General features: G+C 39.4%; 22 protein-coding genes. 11 read left to right on the forward strand and 11 right to left on the reverse strand.

Annotated features, from left to right (window positions below; all coding sequences use genetic code 11):
• Positions 1-26 precede the first annotated feature (26 nt).
• Positions 27-1,214 carry an aspartate aminotransferase family protein gene (locus tag BWD42_RS17295; RefSeq protein ID WP_077437642.1) on the forward strand — a complete coding sequence of 396 codons (1,188 nt, stop codon included), beginning with the start codon at positions 27-29 and terminating at the stop codon, positions 1,212-1,214.
• Positions 1,215-1,248: 34 nt separating this feature from the next.
• On the forward strand, positions 1,249-2,010 hold the full coding sequence (locus BWD42_RS17300; RefSeq protein ID WP_077437643.1) for an SGNH/GDSL hydrolase family protein: 762 nt from the start codon (positions 1,249-1,251) through the stop codon (positions 2,008-2,010).
• Between the two features lie 141 nt (positions 2,011-2,151).
• On the opposite strand, the gene BWD42_RS17305 is transcribed toward BWD42_RS17300, so the two are convergent.
• The 5 genes from BWD42_RS17305 to thrA form a co-directional block, all read right to left on the reverse strand.
• Positions 2,152-3,348, reverse strand: coding sequence for an MFS transporter (locus tag BWD42_RS17305; protein WP_077437644.1), 1,197 nt, complete (start codon positions 3,346-3,348; stop codon positions 2,152-2,154).
• Between the two features lie 60 nt (positions 3,349-3,408).
• Complete coding sequence (locus BWD42_RS17310) at positions 3,409-4,596, reverse strand: class I SAM-dependent rRNA methyltransferase (protein WP_077437645.1); 1,188 nt, start codon at positions 4,594-4,596, stop codon at positions 3,409-3,411.
• Between the two features lie 224 nt (positions 4,597-4,820).
• On the reverse strand, positions 4,821-6,128 hold the full coding sequence (gene thrC, locus BWD42_RS17315) for a threonine synthase (protein ID WP_077437646.1): 1,308 nt from the start codon (positions 6,126-6,128) through the stop codon (positions 4,821-4,823).
• 126 nt (positions 6,129-6,254) lie between these two features.
• The gene (locus BWD42_RS17320; RefSeq protein WP_077437763.1) at positions 6,255-7,193 is read right to left on the reverse strand and encodes a homoserine kinase; all 939 of its coding nucleotides are present in this window, start codon (positions 7,191-7,193) and stop codon (positions 6,255-6,257) included.
• 88 nt (positions 7,194-7,281) lie between these two features.
• Positions 7,282-9,729 carry a bifunctional aspartate kinase/homoserine dehydrogenase I gene (gene thrA / locus BWD42_RS17325; RefSeq protein ID WP_077437647.1) on the reverse strand — a complete coding sequence of 816 codons (2,448 nt, stop codon included), beginning with the start codon at positions 9,727-9,729 and terminating at the stop codon, positions 7,282-7,284.
• 531 nt (positions 9,730-10,260) lie between these two features.
• Here thrA and BWD42_RS17330 point away from each other — a divergent pair.
• The gene (locus BWD42_RS17330; protein WP_077437648.1) at positions 10,261-10,842 is read left to right on the forward strand and encodes a C40 family peptidase; all 582 of its coding nucleotides are present in this window, start codon (positions 10,261-10,263) and stop codon (positions 10,840-10,842) included.
• A gap of 106 nt (positions 10,843-10,948) precedes the next feature.
• Complete coding sequence (locus BWD42_RS17335; RefSeq protein ID WP_077437649.1) at positions 10,949-11,461, forward strand: phosphoribosyltransferase family protein; 513 nt, start codon at positions 10,949-10,951, stop codon at positions 11,459-11,461.
• Positions 11,462-11,466: 5 nt separating this feature from the next.
• On the opposite strand, the gene BWD42_RS17340 is transcribed toward BWD42_RS17335, so the two are convergent.
• The 5 genes from BWD42_RS17340 to BWD42_RS17360 form a co-directional block, all read right to left on the reverse strand.
• Positions 11,467-12,933, reverse strand: coding sequence for a LysM peptidoglycan-binding domain-containing protein (locus BWD42_RS17340; protein ID WP_077437650.1), 1,467 nt, complete (start codon positions 12,931-12,933; stop codon positions 11,467-11,469).
• A gap of 179 nt (positions 12,934-13,112) precedes the next feature.
• A complete protein-coding gene (gene tatA, locus BWD42_RS17345) occupies positions 13,113-13,310 on the reverse strand; it encodes a twin-arginine translocase TatA/TatE family subunit (RefSeq protein WP_217700098.1) in 198 nt (65 codons plus the stop codon).
• A gap of 93 nt (positions 13,311-13,403) precedes the next feature.
• Positions 13,404-14,717, reverse strand: a complete 1,314-nt coding sequence (locus tag BWD42_RS17350; protein ID WP_077437652.1) for a murein hydrolase activator EnvC family protein — start codon at positions 14,715-14,717, stop codon at positions 13,404-13,406.
• A 108-nt stretch (positions 14,718-14,825) separates the two neighbouring features.
• Positions 14,826-15,629, reverse strand: coding sequence for a DUF4292 domain-containing protein (locus BWD42_RS17355; RefSeq protein WP_077437653.1), 804 nt, complete (start codon positions 15,627-15,629; stop codon positions 14,826-14,828).
• Complete coding sequence (locus BWD42_RS17360) at positions 15,619-17,340, reverse strand: hypothetical protein (RefSeq protein ID WP_077437654.1); 1,722 nt, start codon at positions 17,338-17,340, stop codon at positions 15,619-15,621. Before BWD42_RS17360 ends, BWD42_RS17355 begins: the two co-directional genes overlap by 11 nt.
• 235 nt (positions 17,341-17,575) lie before the next feature.
• On the opposite strand from BWD42_RS17360, the gene rplM reads away from it, so the two are divergent.
• From rplM to BWD42_RS17390, 6 genes are all read left to right on the forward strand, one after another.
• Entirely contained in the window at positions 17,576-18,019 is a 444-nt protein-coding gene (gene rplM, locus BWD42_RS17365) for a 50S ribosomal protein L13 (protein WP_077437655.1), read from the forward strand.
• Positions 18,020-18,030: 11 nt separating this feature from the next.
• On the forward strand, positions 18,031-18,417 hold the full coding sequence (rpsI, locus tag BWD42_RS17370; RefSeq protein WP_077437656.1) for a 30S ribosomal protein S9: 387 nt from the start codon (positions 18,031-18,033) through the stop codon (positions 18,415-18,417).
• 18 nt (positions 18,418-18,435) lie between these two features.
• Entirely contained in the window at positions 18,436-19,233 is a 798-nt protein-coding gene (rpsB, locus tag BWD42_RS17375) for a 30S ribosomal protein S2 (protein ID WP_077437657.1), read from the forward strand.
• A gap of 197 nt (positions 19,234-19,430) precedes the next feature.
• The gene (gene tsf, locus BWD42_RS17380) at positions 19,431-20,267 is read left to right on the forward strand and encodes a translation elongation factor Ts (RefSeq protein ID WP_077437658.1); all 837 of its coding nucleotides are present in this window, start codon (positions 19,431-19,433) and stop codon (positions 20,265-20,267) included.
• Between the two features lie 310 nt (positions 20,268-20,577).
• Positions 20,578-21,441, forward strand: coding sequence for an SDR family oxidoreductase (locus BWD42_RS17385; RefSeq protein WP_077437764.1), 864 nt, complete (start codon positions 20,578-20,580; stop codon positions 21,439-21,441).
• Between the two features lie 240 nt (positions 21,442-21,681).
• The gene (locus tag BWD42_RS17390; protein WP_077437659.1) at positions 21,682-22,506 is read left to right on the forward strand and encodes a helix-turn-helix domain-containing protein; all 825 of its coding nucleotides are present in this window, start codon (positions 21,682-21,684) and stop codon (positions 22,504-22,506) included.
• Here the strand turns inward: BWD42_RS17390 and BWD42_RS17395 are convergent.
• The gene (locus BWD42_RS17395) at positions 22,503-22,763 is read right to left on the reverse strand and encodes a hypothetical protein (RefSeq protein WP_077437660.1); all 261 of its coding nucleotides are present in this window, start codon (positions 22,761-22,763) and stop codon (positions 22,503-22,505) included. The genes BWD42_RS17390 and BWD42_RS17395 overlap by 4 nt on opposite strands.
• Positions 22,764-22,967: 204 nt before the next feature.
• Between BWD42_RS17395 and BWD42_RS17400 the strand changes: the two genes are divergently transcribed.
• A complete protein-coding gene (locus BWD42_RS17400; RefSeq protein WP_077437661.1) occupies positions 22,968-23,357 on the forward strand; it encodes a hypothetical protein in 390 nt (129 codons plus the stop codon).
• The last annotated feature ends 90 nt before the right edge of the window (positions 23,358-23,447 follow it).

The raw sequence follows: 23,447 nt of genomic DNA on the forward strand, positions 1-23,447 counted from the left end.
TTTTATTTTCGGACATTTGCATAATCATGCTAAGCAATAGAGAATTATTTTTGATGAACACTGCTCAAACCTCTAGCTCACCTAGATTGGTTGAAGTGGTTAAGGCCGAGGGTGTTTACCTTTATGGGCCAAATGGGGAAGAATATATGGATCTTGTCTCCGGTTTTAATGTGAGTAATATCGGGCATCGTCACCCCAAAGTGCTCGAAGCAATAAAGGCTCAGCTCGACCAATATTTGCATGTCACCGTATATGGTGAATTTGTACAAGCTCCGCAAGTCCAGTTTGCAACAGAATTACTGGCGGAATTACCAGCAAATTTTCAATCGGTATACCTGACCAACAGTGGTGCAGAAGCTGTCGAAGGGTCTATGAAAATAGCCAAGAAATATACTGGGCGAAGACAGATTATCGCTGCAAAAAAGGCCTACCATGGAAGCACACAAGGTGCACTTAGCCTTATTGGAAACGATGATTATCGTCAGGCTTATGCCCCGCTCCTTCCAGAGATAGACTTTATTAGATTTAACGACCCACAGGACCTAGCGACTATTACAGATAAAACTGCTGCCGTGATCCTAGAAGCCATTCAAGGGGAAGCTGGTGTCAGAGTTCCCGATATAGCCTATATGCAAGCGGTAAGAAAACGTTGTGACGAGACTGGCACCCTGTTGATTTTCGATGAAATCCAGACTGGTTTTGGTCGTACAGGAAAACTGTTTGCCTTCGAACATTTCGGTATTGTACCTGATATTCTGATGTTGGCCAAAGGCATTGGTGGCGGTATGCCATTAGGCGCCTTCGTTGCCGCTAAAGAAGTAATGGATGTCATTAAAGACAACCCGATGTTGGGTCATATCACCACATTCGGAGGACATCCCGTGAGCTGTGCCGCCGCACGTGCATCACTCGCCGTAATCAAATCGGAAAAACTGGTTGAACAGGTAGCCCATAAGGCCAACTTATTTAGAGAAAAGCTCAACCATCCAGCAATTAAAGAAATCCGAGGTCAAGGACTTATGATGTGCTTACAGTTGGACAACTTTGATCAGGTTTATAACGTCAGTAAATACTGCGCGGAAAATGGTGTCATGATTGACTGGTATCTTCACTGTGAAACAGCGCTTCGCGTGGCGCCCCCGTTGACCATTACGGAAGCTGAAATTGAAAAAGCCTGTAACATCATTATAAAAGGTTTGGAAAAGTATGCTTAAAGTATGTAACTTTAAGTATAACAAAAACCTAATAATGAGCACAAACCGCAGATCATTTATCAAAAAAAGCATTATTGGCACCGGACTTTTGACTGGAGCCAATTTATTGGGCTATGAAGCTTACGCCCATGAAGATAACTTCAAATCTTCAAAAATAAGTCTGAATGACGGAGATATCATCCTTTTTCAGGGAGACTCTATTACAGATGTAGGTCGGGATAGAAATAATAGAAATGCCAACGAAACCGCGGCCTTAGGTCGCGGTTATGCCCTACTAGCCGCGAGCGAATTATTGAATAAATATGCCGCAAAGAATCTAAAAATTTATAATACTGGAATCAGCGGCAATCGTGTTCCTGATCTTCAAAAACGCTGGGCAGAAGATACATTAGCAATCAAACCTAATGTGCTAAGCATCTTGATCGGCGTAAATGATTTCTGGCGAACGATAGATCGTGGTGCAAAAACCACTGTTGAAGAATATAAATCGCAGTACCAACAATTGTTGCAGGAAACATTACAAAAGCTTCCTAATGTTAGACTGATCATTGGAGAACCTTTTGCCGTAAAAGGTGTAGGCCATATTACAGATGCCTGGTATCCCAAATTTTTAGCCTACCAAGAGACGGCACGCGATATTGCAAAAGAGTTTAATGCGATACTTTTGCCCTATCAAAAAATATTTGATAACGCACAAAAATCCGCCCCAGGAGCCTATTGGGCAGCGGATGGTGTGCACCCTACCCTTGCTGGAGCGCAACTGATGGCAGCAGCATGGATGGACTGTATCAAATAGTATAAAGAGAAAACTATACAAAAAGTAAAAGCCCCTGAGGATTGATTAATCACAAGAGATTTTAAGGGGATATAAATAAACTCAAGAAAAGCGGGAGTTTCCAAAAAGGTTGGATACTCCCGCTTTTTAATACATCATATTCTAAATCTCTTTATAGGGTGTTTTCTGTAGATTAGGAAGAAAATAGGCGACGACACCGATTAAGGGTAAATACGAACACAGATGGTAAATAAATTCAATGGACGTATGATCCGCCTGCCATCCGAGTACCGCAGACCCGATTCCCCCCATGCCAAATGCAAATCCATAAAACAAACCGGAAACCATCCCCAATTTCCTCGGCAATAGCTCCTGTGCGTATACAATAATTGCAGGAAAGGCAGATGACAATATTAATCCGATGATCACAATCAATATTCCAGTCATTGTAAGGCCAACATAGGGTAAAGCCAATGCGAAGGGAGCCACGCCTAAAACGGAAAACCAAATCACATATTTCCGCCCAAAACGATCCCCAAACGCTCCACCCAGTAGGGTACCCACCGCAACGGCAATCAGAAAATAAAACAGATACACCTGTGCTTCCACCTCATTGATCCCAAATTTTCTCATCGTGTAAAACTGAAAATAATTAGTAATACTTGCGATATAGAAATATTTGGAAACGATCAACAACAATAAGATAATGACAGTTGCGACAATACGTGAATTGGGAAGATCTGGAACACGAATAACTCTTTTTGTCGATCTCGAAACATTTGCAAGCCGACGCTTATACCAAGTGCCGATATAATAGGAAATAAACTGGCCAACAATTGTAAATAAGCACATCCAGGCAATAGCCTGCTGTCCCCGAGGTAAGACCAGAAAAGCAACTATAATGGGTGCTAGCGCTGTCCCTGCATTCCCGCCGATCTGAAAAATGGACTGTGCCATACTCCTTCTGCCACCTGAGGCCATGTAAGCCACACGGGAAGACTCCGGATGGAAAATTGAGGAGCCAATCCCAACGAGAAAAACTGAGAACAATATCCATGCATAGCTATGTGCCTGGGAAAACAACAACATGCCCACAAGTGAAAAGGACATACCGATAATCTGAGAATATGGAACAGGATGTTTGTCCGTAAATGAGCCGACAACTGGCTGAAAAATTGAAGCGGCAATCTGATATACTAATGTAATCATCCCCACCTGAGAAAAACTCAGGTGATGCTCTTCTTTTAATAAAGGGTATGTGGCAGGAATTACAGCCTGAATAAGATCATTCAGCAGGTGCACCATACTCACGGCAAACAAAATAGAAAAAATAGGTCTAGTTTCTTTTTCTTTGATCATGATTTCGCTTTAAATTAAAAAGGTCGATTTATTCAAATCAACCTATATATCTGCATTTATTTATAATACACGTACCAACAGTCCTTTGAGGTATTCTCCTTCTGGAAAGGAGGCCCTAACAGGATGATCTTCGGGTTGATGGAATTGTCGAATAAACTGTATCTCTTTACCAGCGTCCAATGCGGCCCAGGCAAGCACCTGCTTAAAGGTGTCCATATCCATTGCTCCGGAGCATGAGAATGTCGCCAATAACCCACCGCTATTCAACAGCATTAAACCCCGACGATTTAAATCTTTATAAGCCCGCGACGCTCTTTCCAAGGCTGAACGGGAAGGTGCATACTTTGGAGGATCTAAGACGATCAAATCGAATTTTTCACCCTCATCTACAAACTTACGCAATTGCTTATTGACGTCAGACAAAATTGCTTTATGCCGACTTGGCTCAAATCCGTTTTCGATTACATTCTTTTCAAGAGTTTCAATCGCCAGCGCAGAGCTATCTACCGACACAACTTCACTTGCACCAGCTTTTAAGCTATTCAGTGTAAATCCACCAGAATAACAGAAACAATCCAATACCCTTTTATCAGCAACATACTGCGCTGTTAATAACCTATTCTCGCGTTGGTCACAATAGAAACCTGACTTTTGTCCATCGATGATATTTACCTTATAATGAAGGCCATTTTCGATGACGTCCACAAATTCAGGTGGTACCTCGCCAGACAAAAGGCCATTTGTATCTGGTAGCCCCTCATGTTCACGAGATTTCAGATCACTCCGCTCATAGATTCCAGTAGGATTTAACAGTGTATTTAACTCCGCTATAATGATATCTTTAACTTTTTCTACTCCTACAGAATGGACCTGAATAGAAATAAAATCAGCATACTTATCCACGATTAATCCCGGAAGAAAGTCTGCCTCGGCAAAAATCAAACGAACGGTATTGGTAATGCCTTCCTGCAGCAAATGTTGTCTAGCTGCCACGGCCTTTTGAATACGGATGCACCACCAATCCGCATCAATCTGAGCTTGTGGATTCCATTCCAATAAGCGGATGGCCACCCGCGAACTATTGTGAAACAAGCCGTACGCAATAAACTCACGCTCGGCATTGTAAACACCTACAATTTCGCCATCTTCAATCTTATCGGACAATGATTTAATCGCTCCGGAAAATACCCAAGGATGCAATTGCCAGGCAGCTTTATCCTTACCCTTATTCAAATAAACTGATTTCATTACTGCAAAATTAACTTATTATTTCGACATCCAAATGAAACATATGATATAAATAGCATGAGCAACAAAAACAGTGAGTACCTAAGCCATAATCGATAAAAACTAGTTTATAAAAACACTATCCAAAAGTGAAAGTCCCCAAGAATTAAAGATTTGAAAAGAGATATAGGATAGCCTACGAATAGAGAAAAAGGGGGACGCTCAAAAGATCGCCCCCTCCACGTTTAGTTATGGTTGATTAGATATTTTTTGAACGCTTCGAAGTTTACCACCAAAGGTTCTGCTAATTTTTCTTTTCCCTGCAACGTTTCCGCACCTGCTGGCAATACAATTTTTGCGAACACATCAGCATCTATCGCATCTGGGAATTTACAAGGATGTGCAGTCGATAAGAATACCGAAGCATAGGTACCTGGATGATCTTTCGCATAAGCCTGTGCCCCCAACCAAGCAATAGCTGTATGAGGACAGGCAATATAATTTGCATCTTGAACAAGCCTATTCATACCAGCTTTTGTTTCCTCGTCAGTAAAGGTATAGGAAGAGAGCATAGCTTTTAGCTCCGTTAGATTACCTGCAAAAAGATCCTGAATCCGCACCCAGTTGCTTGGGTCTCCAACATCCATTGCATTACTTAATGTCTGAACTGAAGGTTTAGGCGCATATTGTCCCGAAGAAAGGAATCGCGGTACTGTATCGTTGACATTTGTTGCTGCCACAAAATGTTTGACAGGAAGCCCCATTTTATAAGCTAATAAACCTGCCCCAATATTCCCAAAATTTCCACTTGGCACAGTAAATACGACTTCATTGATCCCTTGAGATCTTAGTTGTGCATAGGCATAAAAGTAATAAAAGGTCTGTGGGATCAGTCGGGCAATATTAATTGAATTAGCCGAAGTCAACCGTAAGGTCTGATTGAGTTCTTGATCATTGAAAGCCTGCTTCACAAGCGCTTGACAGTCATCGAATGTACCATCTACCTCCAGGGCACGTATATTTTGACCATTTGTAGTCAGCTGAAGCTCCTGAACCTCGGAGACTTTGCCTTTAGGATATAATATTGTAACACGGGTTCCCTCTACGCCAAGGAAGCCTAAGGCTACCGCTCCGCCTGTATCTCCAGAAGTTGCGACAAGTACATCCAGCAACTTATCATCGGCTTTAGAAAAATAGCCCATGATACGGCTCATAAACCGAGCTCCAAAATCCTTGAAGGCATAGGATGGTCCATGAAATAACTCCAACACCGCTGTACTGTTGTTCAGGAATTTTACGGGTGCCTCAAAATTAATCGCTTCATCAACAATCTTCTTTAGATCTGGTTTAGGAATATCAGTGCCCAAAAGAGCTGAAGCAACCTCCAGAGCAATTTCCTGCATGGAATATTGTTGTATATTTTTGATAAACAATGGATCCAATTGCGGAATTTGCTCAGGCATATATAAGCCTTTGTCCGCTGGAAGCGAATTAAACACTGCATCTTTAAAAGAAACAGCTAATGTCTTATTATTTGTACTATAAAATTTCATCTTTTAATACTTATTTGATGTACATCTATTCTGATTAATCAGAAAGAGCACATTATACGATTTTATGCAATCAGTAAGATACTTTGCACCTTGCCTAGTTTTTTAATGCATGGTACAGTAAAATCTCTAATTTAACACCCTTGGTCCTTCGACATTTACCTTTGACACATAACCGAAACTCTCGATTTCATTTTCTTTGAGATGCGCCTGAATTCTGTCCGCAATATGTTTTGCGATTTGCTCATCCCGTGTAATTGCGACCACGGAGGGGCCCGAACCGGATATACCAAAACTTAGGGCACCATGTCGAAGAGCGATTTCCTTCATTTCATAAAACTGAGGTATAAGGATCGCACGAGTTGGCTCAATCAAAATATCTTTCATACTCCTGGCAATTAGATCATAGTCTTCTTTAAATAATGCAGCCACCAATCCGGCAATATTGCCCCATTGTGTCACAGCATCTTTTAAGAGCACTTTATCTTTAATTAATTGGCGGGCGTCACGTGTAGGGACATCTACCTGAGGAAACACCACGGCTGCCACTAATTCCTTCGGTGAGGGAATTGAAATAACATCTAAAGGCTCATTTCCTCTGATCAATGTAATGCCCCCGTAAAGTGCAGGTGCAACATTATCGGCATGCCCCGTCCCACAGGCTAATCGTTCTCCTTCGACACAAAATGGCAAAAGTTCTTCTTTTGTCAATGGATTACCAAGCATAACATTGATCGCGAAAAGTCCTGCTACGGTACTTGCAGCACTGGATCCCAAGCCAGATCCTATTGGCATATGCTTGTGCAATTCGATTTCTACCCCTACTTTGGAGGCAATATTTAGTGCTTGTAAGAGGTATTGAACACAAGCCGAAACCGTGTTTTTACCGGGATCGAGCGGGAGTCGACCATCATCGCCTGTAATTTGCTTTATAGTCACGCCGGGTTGCTGTTTGCGCCGCATGATCACCTCATCTCCCGGCTGCTCTACGGCAAAGCCCAATATATCAAAACCACAGATCATATTCGCTACAGTCGCTGGGGCAAATACCCGAACTTCGGGTAACATCTTGTCTAAATCGATGACTTTATCTTTTAGATATTCTACATTTAAATTATTGGCCATTACTTAAGTCCTTATTTCCTATAAAATAGTTTTATGCACCTACGTTAACTAAATCTGCAAAAACACCTGCAGCAGTCACTTCCGCTCCAGCACCGGGTCCTTTTACTACCAAAGGACGCTCTTTATACCGTTCTGTCGTAAATGAAATAATATTATCGCTGCCTGACAACGCATAAAAAGGATGGTTTTCATCCACAAATTGGATCGCAATGGAAACCTTTCCATTCTCCAGTTTTCCGATATATCGGATTACTTTGTTCTCGCGGGCAGCACGCGCTTTCATATCTTCAAAATAGACATTTTCCTTTTGTAGTTCCGCATAGAAGGAATCCACGGTATCGGCCTTCAGGCAGGCTTCGGGAAGGATCGGCCCAAGATCGACATCTTCAGCTTCAACGGCATAACCAGCGTCTCTCGCTAAAATCAACATTTTACGCATAAAGTCTATTCCCCCCAAATCATCTCTTGGATCCGGTTCGGTATAGCCCAGTTCTTGCGCTTGTTTTACAACATTGAAAAAAGTAGCATCGTCTTTAAAATTGTTGAAGATATAAGATATGGTCCCTGAGAGAATAGCCTCGATCTTTAGGATTCGGTCACCGCTGAGCATCAAATCTTTCAGAACCCTAACAATAGGCAGGCCGGCACCTACATTTGTTTCATAGAAAAAATCCACGCCATGCTTATGTGCAGTATCCCGAAGCGTTTTATACTGCGCATATTTTCCAGAATTCGCGATCTTGTTACAGGTAACAATGGAGATATTGGATTTAAAGATATCCTCATAATAGGTGGCAGGCAGTTTACTGGCAGTATTATCAATAAACACACAGTTTGGCAAGTTAAGGGCTTTCATCTTCTCGATAAACAAAGCTAGATCTGCCTCAGAGCCATTGCTTTCAAGTTCAGCCGACCAATTATTTAACTCCACACCTTCGGTATTGAATAACATCTTACGGCTATTGGAAATCCCAACAACTTTGATCTCAATATCATTTTTATCAAGCAGAAAATCGTGCTGATCTTTCAATTGTTTAAATAGCGTTGCACCGATATTTCCTGTACCGATATTAAACACATGCAATGTTTTTTTCAGTTCCGCAAAAAACGCATCATGAACAGCGTTGAGCGCTTTGGCCAAATCTTCTTTACCGATGATGACCGAAATATTGTATTCGGAAGAACCTTGTGCTATAGCCCTTACGTTGATACCATTCCGTCCGAGTGCGGCGAATAATCTACCGGACATTCCCGGAGTCCGTTTCATATTTTCACCGACAATGGCCAACACAGAAAGATTATCCTCTATAGCGGGAATGACCAACTTATTTGCCTGAATTTCCAATTCGAATTCCATTCCGATCAGCTGAATCGCGCGTTTCGCATCCAATGGATTAACCGCAAAGGTGATACTGTGTTCGGAGGAGGATTGTGTGATCAATACCACATTGATTTGCTCTCTAGCCAATAGTGTAAAAAGCCGCCCACTGAATCCAGATTTGCCAATCATTCCCGACCCACTTAGGTTAATCACAGAAATATCCGAGATAGAGGAAATTCCTTTAATCGGCAATGCTGTTTTTCCACTCTCAAATTGGATTACTGTACCCGAAAAGTCAGGTTCAAAAGTATTACGAATGACAATTGGGATTTTCTTCAAAAAGGCAGGGATCATGGTGGGAGGGTAAATCACCTTAGCACCAAAATAAGATAGCTCCATTGCTTCAGTATAAGAAAGCACAGGGAGTGAGAATGCTTTTTTCACGATCCGGGGATCGGCAGTCAGCATCCCGTTAACATCAGTCCATATTTCGATTGCTGTTGCGTCCAATATAGAACCAAAGATAGCTGCCGTATAATCCGATCCCCCTCTTCCCAAAGTTGTGATGCGGCCATTTTCATTGCTACCGATAAAGCCCGTCACAAATAATAATTTATCACTATGAGTGATATACATTGATTTTACAAGCTGCTCTGTCAATACTTCATTCAAATGCGCGTTACCGAAGCTGGAATCGGTCTTTACATAATGTGAAGCATCTATAAATAAAGCCTCTGGTATGTACTGTTCCATAACTTTAGAAACCATATAATTGGAGCAACGTTCGCCGTAGCTCAGAATAAGGTCTTTGCTTTGATTGCTCAACTCTCTCAGTGCAAAAATCCCCTGGAGAAGATCCTCAATCTCATTAAAAAATAATTTAAGCTTTGTGAAGACTGGGTTTTGGTACTTAACTGCAAGTAGTTCTTTCACAACTGCAAAATGTTTATCCTCCAAAGATTTGAGTCCATCGGTAAAGCTTCTTCCTTCTGCAGCATCTTCTGCTAATTGGGTCAGTAAATTTGTAACGCCCGACATCGCAGATAATACCACAAGGGGCTTTTCCTTAGCGTCGTAGGATTTCTTAACAATACTCAATACCGCTTTGAGACTTTCTACTGTTCCGACTGAAGTTCCTCCAAATTTTAAAACTTTCATACTGATCTATACTGTTTGTTTAGTTTGATTTATTATGACAAAAAAGAAGCGCTTTCCCTTTTGAGGAAAGCGCTTCGAAATATTGTGTCTACAATTATATACAATGAAACTACTTCCTCCTAAGTTTTATCCCGGTGGTAATAATAATCGTTGTAATAATTGTATTTGTGTTCATTGCTTTTGCTTATGTTTTGTAAATATAGAACAAATATTATCACATTCCTAAAGAAAATTAATATTTTTTTTCAGTTTTACAAAAACAAGCCTTAAAGGATAGTATTCTAGCATAACAACACGATTTTAAAGTGTTTGAAGCGGCTCCTCGCTTGTAGTAAAAGTTCGACACACCGATTAAATTTCAATATCCCCAAATTGCGTTAAGAAAGATGTTAAAATTGTTAAAATTTCGTTAAATAGCTTTAAAAAAATTTGACCTTAAACTGATATTGTATTATATTCGCAACAGTGCTGTCCAAAATAGATGACAGTATTGAATTATAAAAGTTAAATGTTGTACAAAAAAGCGATTTAATGAAAACAAAGAAATTTATAGCGTCAATGCTATTTATCGGCTTATGTCTAGTGTCGCAGGCACAAACCAACAGAAACTCCAAACCTGAATCAGATCCTGATAACCTCGCCAAAGAATACTTCTCACAAATTATGGGTGTTGCAGTCTCAGCAACAACAAACACAAAACTTTATCAATTTGTTTACGAATGGCTAGGTACTCCATACCGTTTGGGCGGAGATTCAAAACGAGGCATTGATTGTTCTAAATTTTCTTACGAATTGTATGACAAAGTATTTAACACGTCATTGGGTTACAATAGCCGTAATCAGTATTCGCAAGTAAAGACTGTAGCGAAGAATGAATTGAAAGCAGGAGATTTGGTATTCTTCAAAATCAGAAGCAGAAGCATCACGCATGTGGGTGTTTATATTGGTGATAATAAATTTGCTCATGCTTCTTCTAGCAAGGGTGTTATGATCAGCAATTTGGACGAGCCATACTGGAGACGCTATTATTATAACGGTGGCCGTTTACCGGAAGACAATAAATCGCTTACTGCCGAAATATTGAAAGCAGAAAAAGATAATAAACTGAACTAGAGGTTCGGTTATCGATATAAAAAAGTCCAAAGCTTTAACTGGCTTTGGACTTTTTTTATACAATTTAATATCCTATTTTTACCCTATAATCATTGAAAATACTATTATGTCTTCAAAGAAAACGCTCATCTTAAATAAAGAACAAATAAAACAGAAGTCTATCCGTATTGCCTATCAGATTTTAGAAGACAATTTTGAAGACGAAACACTTGTTTTAGTAGGGATTGCCGATCGAGGTTATGTATTTGCGCAACGCCTGCAGGCGATATTAAAGGACATCTCGGACAAGGAAATTCTGTTGATTAAAGTTACCATGAAGAAAACAAGCCGATCGCTGAGTGCTGCTACAGATTTGCCTGTTGATATTGCAAAAGACAAGACTATCATCCTAGTTGATGATGTATTAAATAGTGGCCGTGCACTTGCCTACGGCTTGGGCGTATTTCTCAATGTTCCATTAAAGAAGATGAGAACTGCCGTATTAATTGATCGGAGCCATCACAAATTCCCTATTTTTAGTGACTACTATGGAACCAAATTATCTACTATTCTCAAAGAGCATGTCACTGTTACCCTAGAGGAATTTGATAACGAAGAAGATGCAGCATGGTTAGTATAACCATGCTATTTCTTTGACACTTTCAATTTCATTCCCGGTTTAATCCGGCTTCCATTCAGATCATTATCACTTTTTAACCGATTAACAGATACCCCATTTTTATCAGCGATTTGAGATAAGGTATCTCCCTTTTTAACCACATAATATGCTGTACGGCTAGCAGCTCGTTGTTGACTCTTCTTAACCGATTTTTCGGCATTATGCGCTAATTTGGCATTGACAAAATTATCTTCCTTCTTGATCAATAGATTTTGCCCGGGTACGATTTTATTTCCGCGCAAGTTATTCCAAGACTTTATATCCTGAACAGTAACTTCAAATTTTTCCGCGACTGAAGCAAATGTCTCTCCGACCTTCACCCTATATTTTCCATCTTTTAAAAGCTCATCAGGTTCATTAGTGTTGGAACCTGTCATTACAGAATTGGGTACAGGTGTATTAAGAGCTGCGTAAAGTTCTTCCGTTGCTATTTTCTTATCCGATACAGGCAAAACTAATCTCAGAGGATTTTCTTCCGTACCATTTAAAATATTCTTCTTAAAGCTAGGATTTAGTGCGCGGAGGGTTTCTTTGGATACATCTAAAGCGTCAGCTATCTGATTTAACGAAATCCTTTTGTTGATGTCTAATGCTTGGGTTCTCAGAGAGAGTTCCGTATCTGCGGCATTTATATCGTTTTCTTCGGCATATTTCATCGCATAAGTCATCGCAATGAATTTGGGAATATAGTTTTGCGTTTGTTGCGTCAGATAAGGAGCGATATCCCAAAAAGTAGGTTTTACTTTACCCGAACGTTGAATCGCCCGTCCAACAGCACCTTTCCCACCATTATATGAGGCAATAGCCAAAAGCCAGTCACCGTATTCCTCATAAGCTTCTTTCAGTATTTTCGCAATGGCGTAACTGGAAGCGATGGGATCCATACGCTGGTCTGTGTAGCTATCTACGGTCAGATTGTAGGTCTTTGCCTCATAATACATGAGCTGCCATAATCCTGTAGCACCAGCACTCGAAATGTCGCGGGGATTCAAAGAGGATTCAACGACACTTAGATATTTCAGTTCTCTCGGGACTCCCACTTCATCCATAATACGGTCAAACAATGGAAAATAATATTGTCCAAGCCCCATCATTCTACACATATAAGGATTGTAATTTTTGGAGGTGTATTTGGCAATCAGATTTTTTACCTGTGGTGAGTAGTTTAAAGGCACTTCCCGTTCAATTGCTTTTAGTTTTCGAACAAGTTGTATTTCTTCGTCGGCAATGGTAGAATCATCCTGTCGACCATTACCAGTTGATTTTATACTATCCAAGTATTGATAAATTTCCTCTTTCTCTCGATCAATCTTCCCTTGGATAAGGTGATGTGTGGCTTCTCTAATGCCTTCTACAGCGCCTTCCTGAGCCATGAGTGGCAACGCATAACACAGCCCTCCTAGTATTGAAATTAACGTCTGTTTTCCGATCATAAATTTACTGTTAAATCCAGGTCTGATTTTTTTAAAAAAATCAACAATTATCTAAACGTTTAGAAATGGATTTTAGTATAAAATGGTTTTGGCCTATTCAGCTATAGGTCCAAAATAAAACAAAATACGATTTTGCTCCTCACAAAATCGTATTTATGTAATATCGGGTAAAATTACCCTTATTTGTTATCTTCTACTTCAGGTTTCTTTTCAGCCGAAGAATCTTCTTTTTGCCCTTCTTTGAACTCTTTCACTCCCTTGCCCAATCCGCGCATCAACTCAGGAATCTTCTTACCCCCAAATAACAGTAACAATGCTATTACAATAAGGATAATCTCATTCGCTCCCAAACCCATGATTAAAAATGATGTTGACATATCTATAATTTCTTGTTTTTCAATTCTTTTAAACTAAATCTATTCGCCCTCTCTACAAATGTAGTGATAATTATTAAATATAGTAATTATTTCTTATCTCGCCAACCATGACATCGGATTCAATGGTGTTGATCCCTGATAGACAGAGAAATCGACCATTGGCACACCTGTATCTGAATCCACATCTGCCGTACCGATCGTCTGGCCTGTGCTCACCTTTTGTCCCTTCGAGACACTTACACTACCTAAATTATTATATACAGTAAAATATTCACCGTGTTTGATCATCACAATACGCTGCCCGTACATCGTCAACACACTACTTACTTCCCCTGCGAAAACGGCCTTGACAGCAGCTCCGCTCGATGTTTGAATTTTAACTGACTCATGATCCCAGTTTACATTTCTACCAACACTTTCACCACCAAATCCTTGCATGATCTTCGCGTTGGATACCGGCCAAGGTAAGCTACCGCGATTAGACCTAAAATCATTGGAAAGTTTGATCGCCTCTGGTGTACTACGTAAGACTTCAGAATCCGATTTTCTTGCGGTATTACTGCTTTTAGTATTTGTATTGTTTTTACCTTTCGGAGCATTTGCAGACTCTTTTGCTCTCCGATTGCGTTCAGCCGCCGCCTCCGCTGCACGACGCGCAGCTTCTGCTCGTCTTCTTTCCGCTTCAATCTCTCTTCTGATGATTTCTTTAATAGCAGCATTGATGCGACGCTCCTCTTTTTGTTTCTGCGTAATATCTTTTTTAACGCCACGTTCTGTAACGATAAGCTCACTCAATTGCCCAGAGTAAACTGAGCGTTGTTGAGAAATCGTTCTTTTCTCATTCTCTTGCTCTTTCATCAGCGCGACCTGCTTATTTCGATCGGCTTGCAATTGCGCAATTTTTTGTTCGATCTGTTTCTTCGTATTTTCGATATCCGCAGCTTTTAACTTTCTTGAATCATTAAATTGCTGCAAATACTTTACACGTCTAAAACCCTGGTTAAAATCCTTGGAAGCAAAAATAAACATCAGTTTGTTATAGGCATTCCGATTCCGAAAAGCAAACATGACCATCTTTTCATAGTCGCGTTTCATTTTTTCCAGTTCTGCCTTCAATTTATTCACCGCAGCCGTATTTGCGTTAATATGTTTATTAATTACCGCTACCTCGGAAGTAATGGTATTTATTTTTTGTTCACGTAAATTGATCTGCTTACTCAAAGCTGTCACCTGTTGTTGTGTCAACGATTTTTCCTTGGCAATTTCTTTTACGGTCTTCTGCAATTCAGCGATTTCCCGGGTGAGTTTTTCCCTTTGCTTTTCCAGCTCGGCTCTGGTCTGAGCAGCAGAAATACCAATCATCAAAATGAATGCTATTATACTAAATATCGTCTTTTTAAAGTTCATTTACAGTACTATTTATTTAGTGTTTGCTCCTTCCCTAACTCCATTATATCCATCTACACTAGCAAACTAAATGCGAAAGTAATAAATCTAATGGAAATAGATAACTTCTTATCGGATTACTTTATATCGCGATGACACCGAAAAAGGCATTTCAACAGGCTCATTAAATGTCACTTTGTTAAAATTAATCTCTGTTTTTATATCTTGACGTCCATCTGAAATAATCATTTTTAGCAACATCGGAAATTCCTGCCCAGAAGCTATTGCATATTCACCGTAGTTTGCTTCCAGTAGTTGTCTTTTGGACAATTGTGAAAGTCTAAACTGGTAAGGCCGATTATTGTTATTCAATTTATATAAGAAATCAAGTTCATTCAGCTTTCCATCCAACTGTACAGAATTTGGATCCTGCTTAAGGTTTACTGCATCGATATCAGACAAGAGATTAACGGAGATATTCGCCAAAAGTAAATCCTGTAGGTTGGTAAAAGTAAGGTCTGGGCTAGCGAAACGGTAGAGATAGTCAAATGGTTTGACCAGATACTCACTTTGGAACTTATTCAAAATCTGCACACTATCTGGCGTGATTAAAACCCTGGCGACTTCAATTCCAAGAGTTGCTGAAATAGAAATCCAGATCTTTTTATCTTTTTCGATCCGAATATTGGAAGTAACATCAAATTTATCCTTCCCCAGGTCGAGACGCATTTTTGCCTTTCCCGAAAACGTCGAATAGTTTAAATTGGTCAAAAAAAGATTACGCAGTGTCGCTTTCTTTGCCTCACGTGTATTGTCTTTGATAACCAATTCATTCTCCGATTTGAGATCTGCCCCTTTCAACAGTTTCTTCTTGGAACTACAGGAAGAAAGCAAAAACACCAGGACTCCCACCCAAACTATTTTATTCCACATAACTTTTCGTCTCAATCTTCTTTTTTAATTTCTGTTTACTTTCCTCTGAATCCAGACCTTTTTCCAATGCTAGATTCCATTGTTTAACCGCTTCACTGGTCTTGCCAAGTTTTACCAAAATATCGCCATAATGCTCTAATAAAACTGCTGTAGGCGGATTTGTATTTTTCATCGCTTTTTGGATCCAGATCAACGCATCTTCATACCTACCATCGGCAAATAAAACCCAAGCGTAAGTATCTTCAAATGTTCCGTTGTTGGGCTGCAATTTCGTAGCCATTGCAGCATATTTCGTCGCTTCATCTAGCCGCTCTTTTCTTAACGATAAATAATACGCTAAATTGTTCATCGCGGTCACATTTGTGCTATCCAATCGAATGGCTTCCATATATGCTGCATCTGACTCCTTATACATCTTTAAGGTATTATAGATATCACCTAGTCCACCATATATATTTGCCTGTAAAAAAGGAGTTTCATCCTGAGCATTATTTAATGCGGCCTCCATGAATTTCCGGCTATTCTCTGTATCCTTTTTCATTAGGTAGGCCATACTCGTGAAATAGAGTATCGTAGAATTATTAGCTAGATAATGTAAAGCTTCGCTGCCATGAGCTATTGCCTGATCGAATTCCCCCTTATCCATATCCAGGCTCATCAACATCCGCCAGGCGTCGATCTGATAGGGATTCATACTGACCGCAACCGCCAACGAACTTTGTGCTGCTGTCTTATCCTCGTTCAGCCATAGCACCTGTCCCTTAGCCATGTGACTTTCTGCAATGCGCGGATGAACCTCAACTAAAATATTGGCTAATTCCAAAAGCTGTGCATTGGTATACGGGCTCTTAGGCGCCAACAAAGTCATGACAATCCTATTTTTATCTCCAAAATCAATTTTCTTGGATTGAAATCCTTTTTTTAAAGCATCAAATGACAACTTGTTTTTCTTATCTAACCGGTACAGATCCGCTAAATCAAAATAAAGAAAATCTTCCTGCGTGTTTTGGATCCCCTTATTGATATATTCCAATGCAAGTTTTGAATTTTTAGAACCATTATACGCCTGTGCCAATTGTCCGTAGACCTGCGCCAATTTAGTACCTTTATCTGCCCAAGGTTTAAGAAGGCCTATCACAGCCTTATAGTCCCCAGCATCGTTCAACAGTACACTCCCCACCATATCCAAAGTATCGGAAGGAGTTTCAATTTCTTTTGTTTTATTAAAATACTCAAGCGCTACATCTTTATATCCTCCATTAAAAAGGAGCATGATACGTTCACGCCTCAATGAGGCAGTATTATTCTTATCGATATTGATCAGTTTATCTAGATATATCAATGCACTATCTGCATCATTTTTGCTTTTAAAGGCATCGACTGCGAAGCTTAGATACTCAGGCTTCTGTTGAATTTCTAGGGCAGCCTTGATGGCATCTATTGCAGCATCCTGATTTCGCATCTGGGCAAAAAGGATAGCCTTTGTGAAATAGATATCATCCGCTTTTGGGTAATCTACTAATATAGCATCTAAAGAATCTACACCGGGACCGATTTTCCCTTGCTTTAATATTTCCTGTACATTTTTGAGCCGTGCATCATAGGGTCTGCTTTTTTTCTCTAATGACTGAGCCTGCACCAGATTTACCGTACCGAAAAGAAACGCAACAAAACCAAAAAAAAATCGTTTATCTAAAAAATTCAATCTCATCTACTTCCACTAAGTAATTAAAAATTCTTCCTGCAATATACTAACTAATGTAACAATATTCATTCGAGGAAGTTGTAAAAATATTGAGATTGGCTCATCCTATTAGAAACTTAGCTCGTTTTCAATAAAATAAGTAAAATAGATTTTAAAATACAGAATAATAGATGTACCTTTGCAGACCCTTGTGATAAGGGGAAGATAAATAAAATTTTACAAATTATTTAAACAAAAGCAAGTGAATACGTTAAGTTACAAAACTGTCTCTGCCAACAAGAACACCGTTAACAAAGAGTGGATCGTTGTTGACGCTGAAGGAGAGATTTTGGGGCGTTTGGCGAGCAACATCGCGAAAGTAATTCGTGGTAAGCACAAGCCTACATTCACCCCACACGTAGACTGTGGAGATAACGTTATTGTTATCAATGCAGACAAAATTAGATTGACAGGAAACAAATTAGGCGACAAAGTTTACGTACGCTACACTGGATACCCAGGTGGTCAACGTTTCGTTTCTCCTAAAGAGTTAATGGCTAAATTCCCTGAGCGCATCATTGAGAAAGCTGTTCGTGGTATGCTTCCTAAAAACCGTTTAGGTCGTCAATTGTTTAAAAACCTTTACGTTTATGCTGGTACTGAGCACAAACATGAAGCACAAAATCCAAAACCAGTTAAATTTTAAGGAGAATCGACATGTCAACAACTAACACTTCAGGAAGAAGAAAAACTGCTGTTGCCCGCATTTACTTAACTGCTGGTAGCGGAAACATTATCATAAACGGTAAAGACTACAAAGAGTATTTCCCAACATTACCTTTGCAATACATTGCTACTCAATCTTTGAGCGTAGCTGGTGAATTAGCAAACTTTGATGTAAAAGTAAACGTTAACGGAGGTGGTGTTAAAGGTCAAGCAGAAGCTGTTCGCCTAGCGATCGCAAAAGCTTTGGTTGAACTTAACCCAGAAGTTAAACCTGCATTACGCGCTAAAGGTTTAGTAACACGTGATGACCGTATGGTTGAGCGTAAGAAACCAGGACGTCGTAAAGCGCGTAGAAGATTCCAATTCAGTAAACGTTAATCAAAGGAGGATCAAAAAATGGCAAGAACTACTTATCAAGATTTATTGGATGCAGGTGTGCACTTTGGTCACCTTACACGTAAATGGGATCCGAAAATGGCTAAGTACATTTTCATGGAGCGCAACGGTATCCACATCATTGACTTGAACAAAACTCTTACGAAATTAGAAGAAGCTGCTTCAGCTATCAAACAAATCGTAAAATCAGGTCGCAAAGTTTTATTCGTAGCAACGAAAAAACAAGCTAAAGAAATCATCGCACAACAAGCTAAAGAGGTTAACATGCCTTTCGTGACTGAGCGTTGGTTAGGTGGTATGCTTACAAACTTCGCTACAGTTCGTAAGTCTATCAAAAAAATGTCTAACATCGACAAAATGCAAAAAGACGGTACTTATGATGTATTGTCTAAGAAAGAAAAGTTGATGATTCAACGTGAGCGTATCAAATTAGAAAACCTTTTAGGAGGTATCGCTGATTTGAACCGTTTGCCAGCTGCTTTATTCATCATCGATGTGAAAAAAGAGCACATCGCTGTTTCTGAAGCAATGAAATTGAACATCCCTACTTTCGCGATGGTAGATACTAACTCTGATCCTTCAAACATTGATTTCCCGATCCCTGCAAATGATGACGCTAGTAAATCTATTAGCTTAATCGCTAGCATAATTGGTCAAGCAATCCAAGAAGGTTTGGACGAGCGCAAACGCGACAAAGAAGAAGAAGCTGAAAAAGATGCTGCTGCTGCTAAAGCAAAAGTTGACAATAACGAAGCTTCAGAAGCTAAACGTCCTCGCAAAGCGAAAGACGGAGAATAATATTTTTATTCCAAACCGGATAGCGTAGCGTTAGTTTCTGGAAAAGATCACTTTTCTTGAACTAGCCTATCTGTCCGGTTTTTTGGTTTAACAGCTCCCGATTATCAAGGAATGTTAAACTTCATATTAGCTTAACATGTTTTAAGTTAATATTGTACAAAATTTTCAGTAGTAAACAATAATAAAAAGAAATAAACATGTCAGTACAAATTTCTGCATCAGATGTAAACAAATTGCGTCAACAAACTGGCGCTGGTATGATGGATTGTAAAAAAGCTTTAGTTGAGTCTAATGGTGACTTTGAAGCTGCTGTAGATTACTTGCGTAAAAAAGGCGCTAAAGTAGCTGCTAGCCGTCAAGATCGCGACTCTAACGAAGGTGTTATCATCGCTAAAGCTACTGCTGATGGTAAATCAGGTATCGTAGTTGAAGTAAACTGTGAAACTGACTTCGTAGCGAAAAACTCTGATTTCGTGGCTTTCGCAGAAAAAATTGCAGACCTAGCATTAAACAATAAACCAGCTTCTTTGGAAGAATTAAAAGGTTTGGAACTTGATGGCAAGAAAATCGCTGATGCTTTGATCGAGCAAACTGGTGTAATCGGAGAGAAAATTGACGTTTCTAAATATGAAACTATCAACGCAGAGAAAGTAATCGCTTACATCCACGGTAACTACCGTTTAGGTGTATTGGTTGGACTTTCTGCTGACGCAGCTGGTGCTGAAGAAGCTGGTAAAGATGTTGCTATGCAAATCGCAGCGATGAACCCTATCGCAATTGATAAAGATGGTGTTGATCAAAACACAATCGATCGTGAAATCGCTATCGCGAAAGAACAAATCATTGCTGAAGGCAAACCAGCTGAGATGGCTGAAAAAATCGCACAAGGTAAATTGAACAAATTCTTCAAAGATACAACATTGTTGAACCAAGAATTTGTGAAAGATTCTTCTAAAAGTATCGCTCAATTCTTAGATTCAGTTTCTAAAGGATTGACGGTAACTGCTTTCAAACGCGTACAATTAGGCGCATAAGCGTATTTCCTTTCTAGCAATAGATCGGAAAAAATAAAAACAGGGATTATTGACAAAATAGTCCCTGTTTTATTTATAGGGGTCAACCATGCAGTCCCATTCTCCTATCAGTTTATTATCATCCCTAAGTTCTCCATTATTCCTCCTTTCCCTATAATTTGTCTTCATCTTCCCTATATCCGTCTATCATTTGTTAGCCCACTATCATTTGCTACAATCCTCTCTCCTCCTCTGTCTTCCATCCATCACTTTTATTTTCATTCAAATTTATGTAACTTAATCATACATAAAAACGAAACAAGATATGGGCATGTTAAAAGAGGGTGCACTAAAAGGCAAACGCATTTTAATTACCGGTGGTGGCACCGGACTAGGTAAAGCGATGACTGATTATTTCCTCGAGTTAGGTGCTTCCTGCTTGATCAGCAGCCGGAAGGATGATGTGATTCAACAGACAGCAAAAGAACTATCCGAAAAACACCATGGCACATGCCTCGCCATAGCTGGTGATGTGCGTAATTATGAAGATGTCGATCGTGTAGTTACCTATGGCTACGAGCAATTGGGCGGAATAGACATATTGATCAACAATGCCGCAGGCAATTTTATATCCCCTACCGAACGCTTGAGCCATCGCGCTTTTGAATCCGTTATCGGAATTGTACTTCAGGGCAGTATTAATTACACATTGGCGCTAGGTAAACGTTGGATAGAAAATAAGGACCAAAACAAAACAGTACTCAGTATCGTAACGACTTATGCTTGGACAGGTTCAGGCTACGTAGTTCCTTCAGCGACAGCGAAGGCCGGAGTATTGGCCATGACAAGATCTCTTGCAGTCGAATGGGGAAAAAAAGGAATACGTTTAAATGCAATTGCCCCTGGCCCATTTCAGACTTCAGGTGCCATGGAACGTCTTCTTCCAGGTGAATTAGGTGAACTCCTCTCCCCTACAAAACGTATTCCTTTGGGGCGTTTGGGCCAATTAGATGAACTGGCAAATCTCGCCGCTTATCTTGTATCTGATTATTCAAGCTACATCAATGGCGATGTTATAACAATAGATGGCGGAGAATGGTTAAAAGGTGCGGGAGAATTTAACGGTCTAGATATAATTCCTGAGGAAAAATGGGATGATATCGAAAAAATGACACGAAATGCAAAAAGCACTTAGCCCTATTTCTCAGGGCTTAAATCCCCCATTAATTTCCTAAAAGACAAAAGATATGATTAAAAATAACGATATTTGGTCTTCGGCTCAGTTGGATGCACAGGTATTGTTTGCATCATTTAACCTGCTGACATCATTTGCACCTAACTGTTTAACGCAATTAACTACTCAATATTTCTACAAAGTGTATTAAAGCATGTTGATTCATCAATAGTTTATAACAATAAAATATACCCGTATACAATGAATTTATCCTTCCGCTCCGAAAAAATCAAACATAAGCAAAAAATTGATCTCAGCGAATTAGGCTTTGATTTTGCATTGGCTTATATTTCGGAAGGTGTTTTGATATCAAAAAACAATGGCGCAAAATTTCTCAAAGAAAATCTGCTCTTCTTGAACTCCGCTTCAGAAATACTTGAAAGTAAGAAAGATTCGAATGTATTTATTTTATATTTTTCAAGCCATTACTTTAAAGACCTGCATCACATACAGCAAAATTTTTGTCTGTCTTATAATCCCCAGGATATTTTCACCTCAGAAACACTCAAAAACAAGAGCCTGTCGCTCAAAAAGGAGAATCGAAAATTAATAGAGAAAGTAATCGCTTTAATTTATCAACAAGGAGAATATGAAAAAGCAGAAACATCTACCTTTATTTTCCACCAGGTGATGTCACTTTTCGCACTCATCGAAAATATGCTAAAGGATCTCGAACTTCCCATTCAGGAGTCCCGAGAAATGTCTCAAGAAATAGAGGCCTATATTCAGCAAAATATTTATTTTCCAGACAAACTACAAATAAAAAGTATAGCCGATCATTTTCAGATTTCAGCCAATTATTTTGGAGCTTTTTTCAAAAAAAAATACCAAAGAAGTTATAAGCTATATACAGATGAAATCCGTACCCAACTTATCGAAGAACGGTTAGTATCTAGTCGATATACAATGAAACAAATCGTGGATGAACTAGGATTTAACGACGAAAGCCACCTGACAAATTTTTATAAGAAAAAAAGAAATATAACACCAAGCGCCTACAAGAAATCAAAAAAAACAAACAACTAATTATCAAGTTGAATGATACCGTTGAGGTCGTTATTTAGCGAACGCTGGATAGCTTCTTCGAGAATCAATATCTTCTGCCCCTGATGTGTATATTCTTGTCCAATTCTGCTATTTGCTCCTGTCGAATTGAATGATTCCAATTTCATAGGAAAATAAATTGGATTCTCATCTTCTGAACGCCCGATGGTCAATAGAATATTATACCCCTGTTGACGCAAACTCTGTAATGTCTGATAATTTAAACGCTTGAAAATCATAAGGACCGAGATTTACTATTATTATCAGTAACAAAAATATTTTCAATTTGTTTGTTTTATTTGGTAGAATTTTACGACTTGTTGCCTCCTATTTTATTGAGCATATTAATGCCCAATAAAAACAAATTCCATCTCTATCATGTAATAATTTTTAAAACTTTTCACGCCATTGCCTGTTGTATACTGTAGATAAATCCTAGGATTATGGCTAGCACAGAACATAAAAAAATAAAGGGAAAAATCGAATCAGACTATCCTGACTCAGAGCAAAATCTAGCTTATAACGATGAGATGGAGAGTTATGAGTTGGATGTGGATGACAACGATCCCGATTACGATCATCCGGCAGATTATGGTACACTATCCGAAGGGGCCGTCGATGACGACTCCACATATGATAACTCAAATCCTTTTGTTGGCGACGAATATGCGGATCGTGAAGATTTAGAAGAAGATGAATTGGAAGATGCACATATGCGGATAGAAACCTTCAAACAAAATCGCTTATCACCATTAGATAAAAAACTGGCCCAGAACGAAGAAGATCTTCGAGATGATCTTGATGAAGAAGGGTATCCAAAAAATGACAGGTAGTTTTCCGATTATAAAGTAGTTTTCAGAGGAGTCTTAGGACTCCTTTTTTATAAACTACCTTTTTTAAAGAAATATGGTATTCAACAGCAA

The sequence above is a fragment of the Sphingobacterium sp. CZ-UAM genome (genome assembly GCF_002000245.1).
GTDB lineage: Bacteria > Bacteroidota > Bacteroidia > Sphingobacteriales > Sphingobacteriaceae > Sphingobacterium.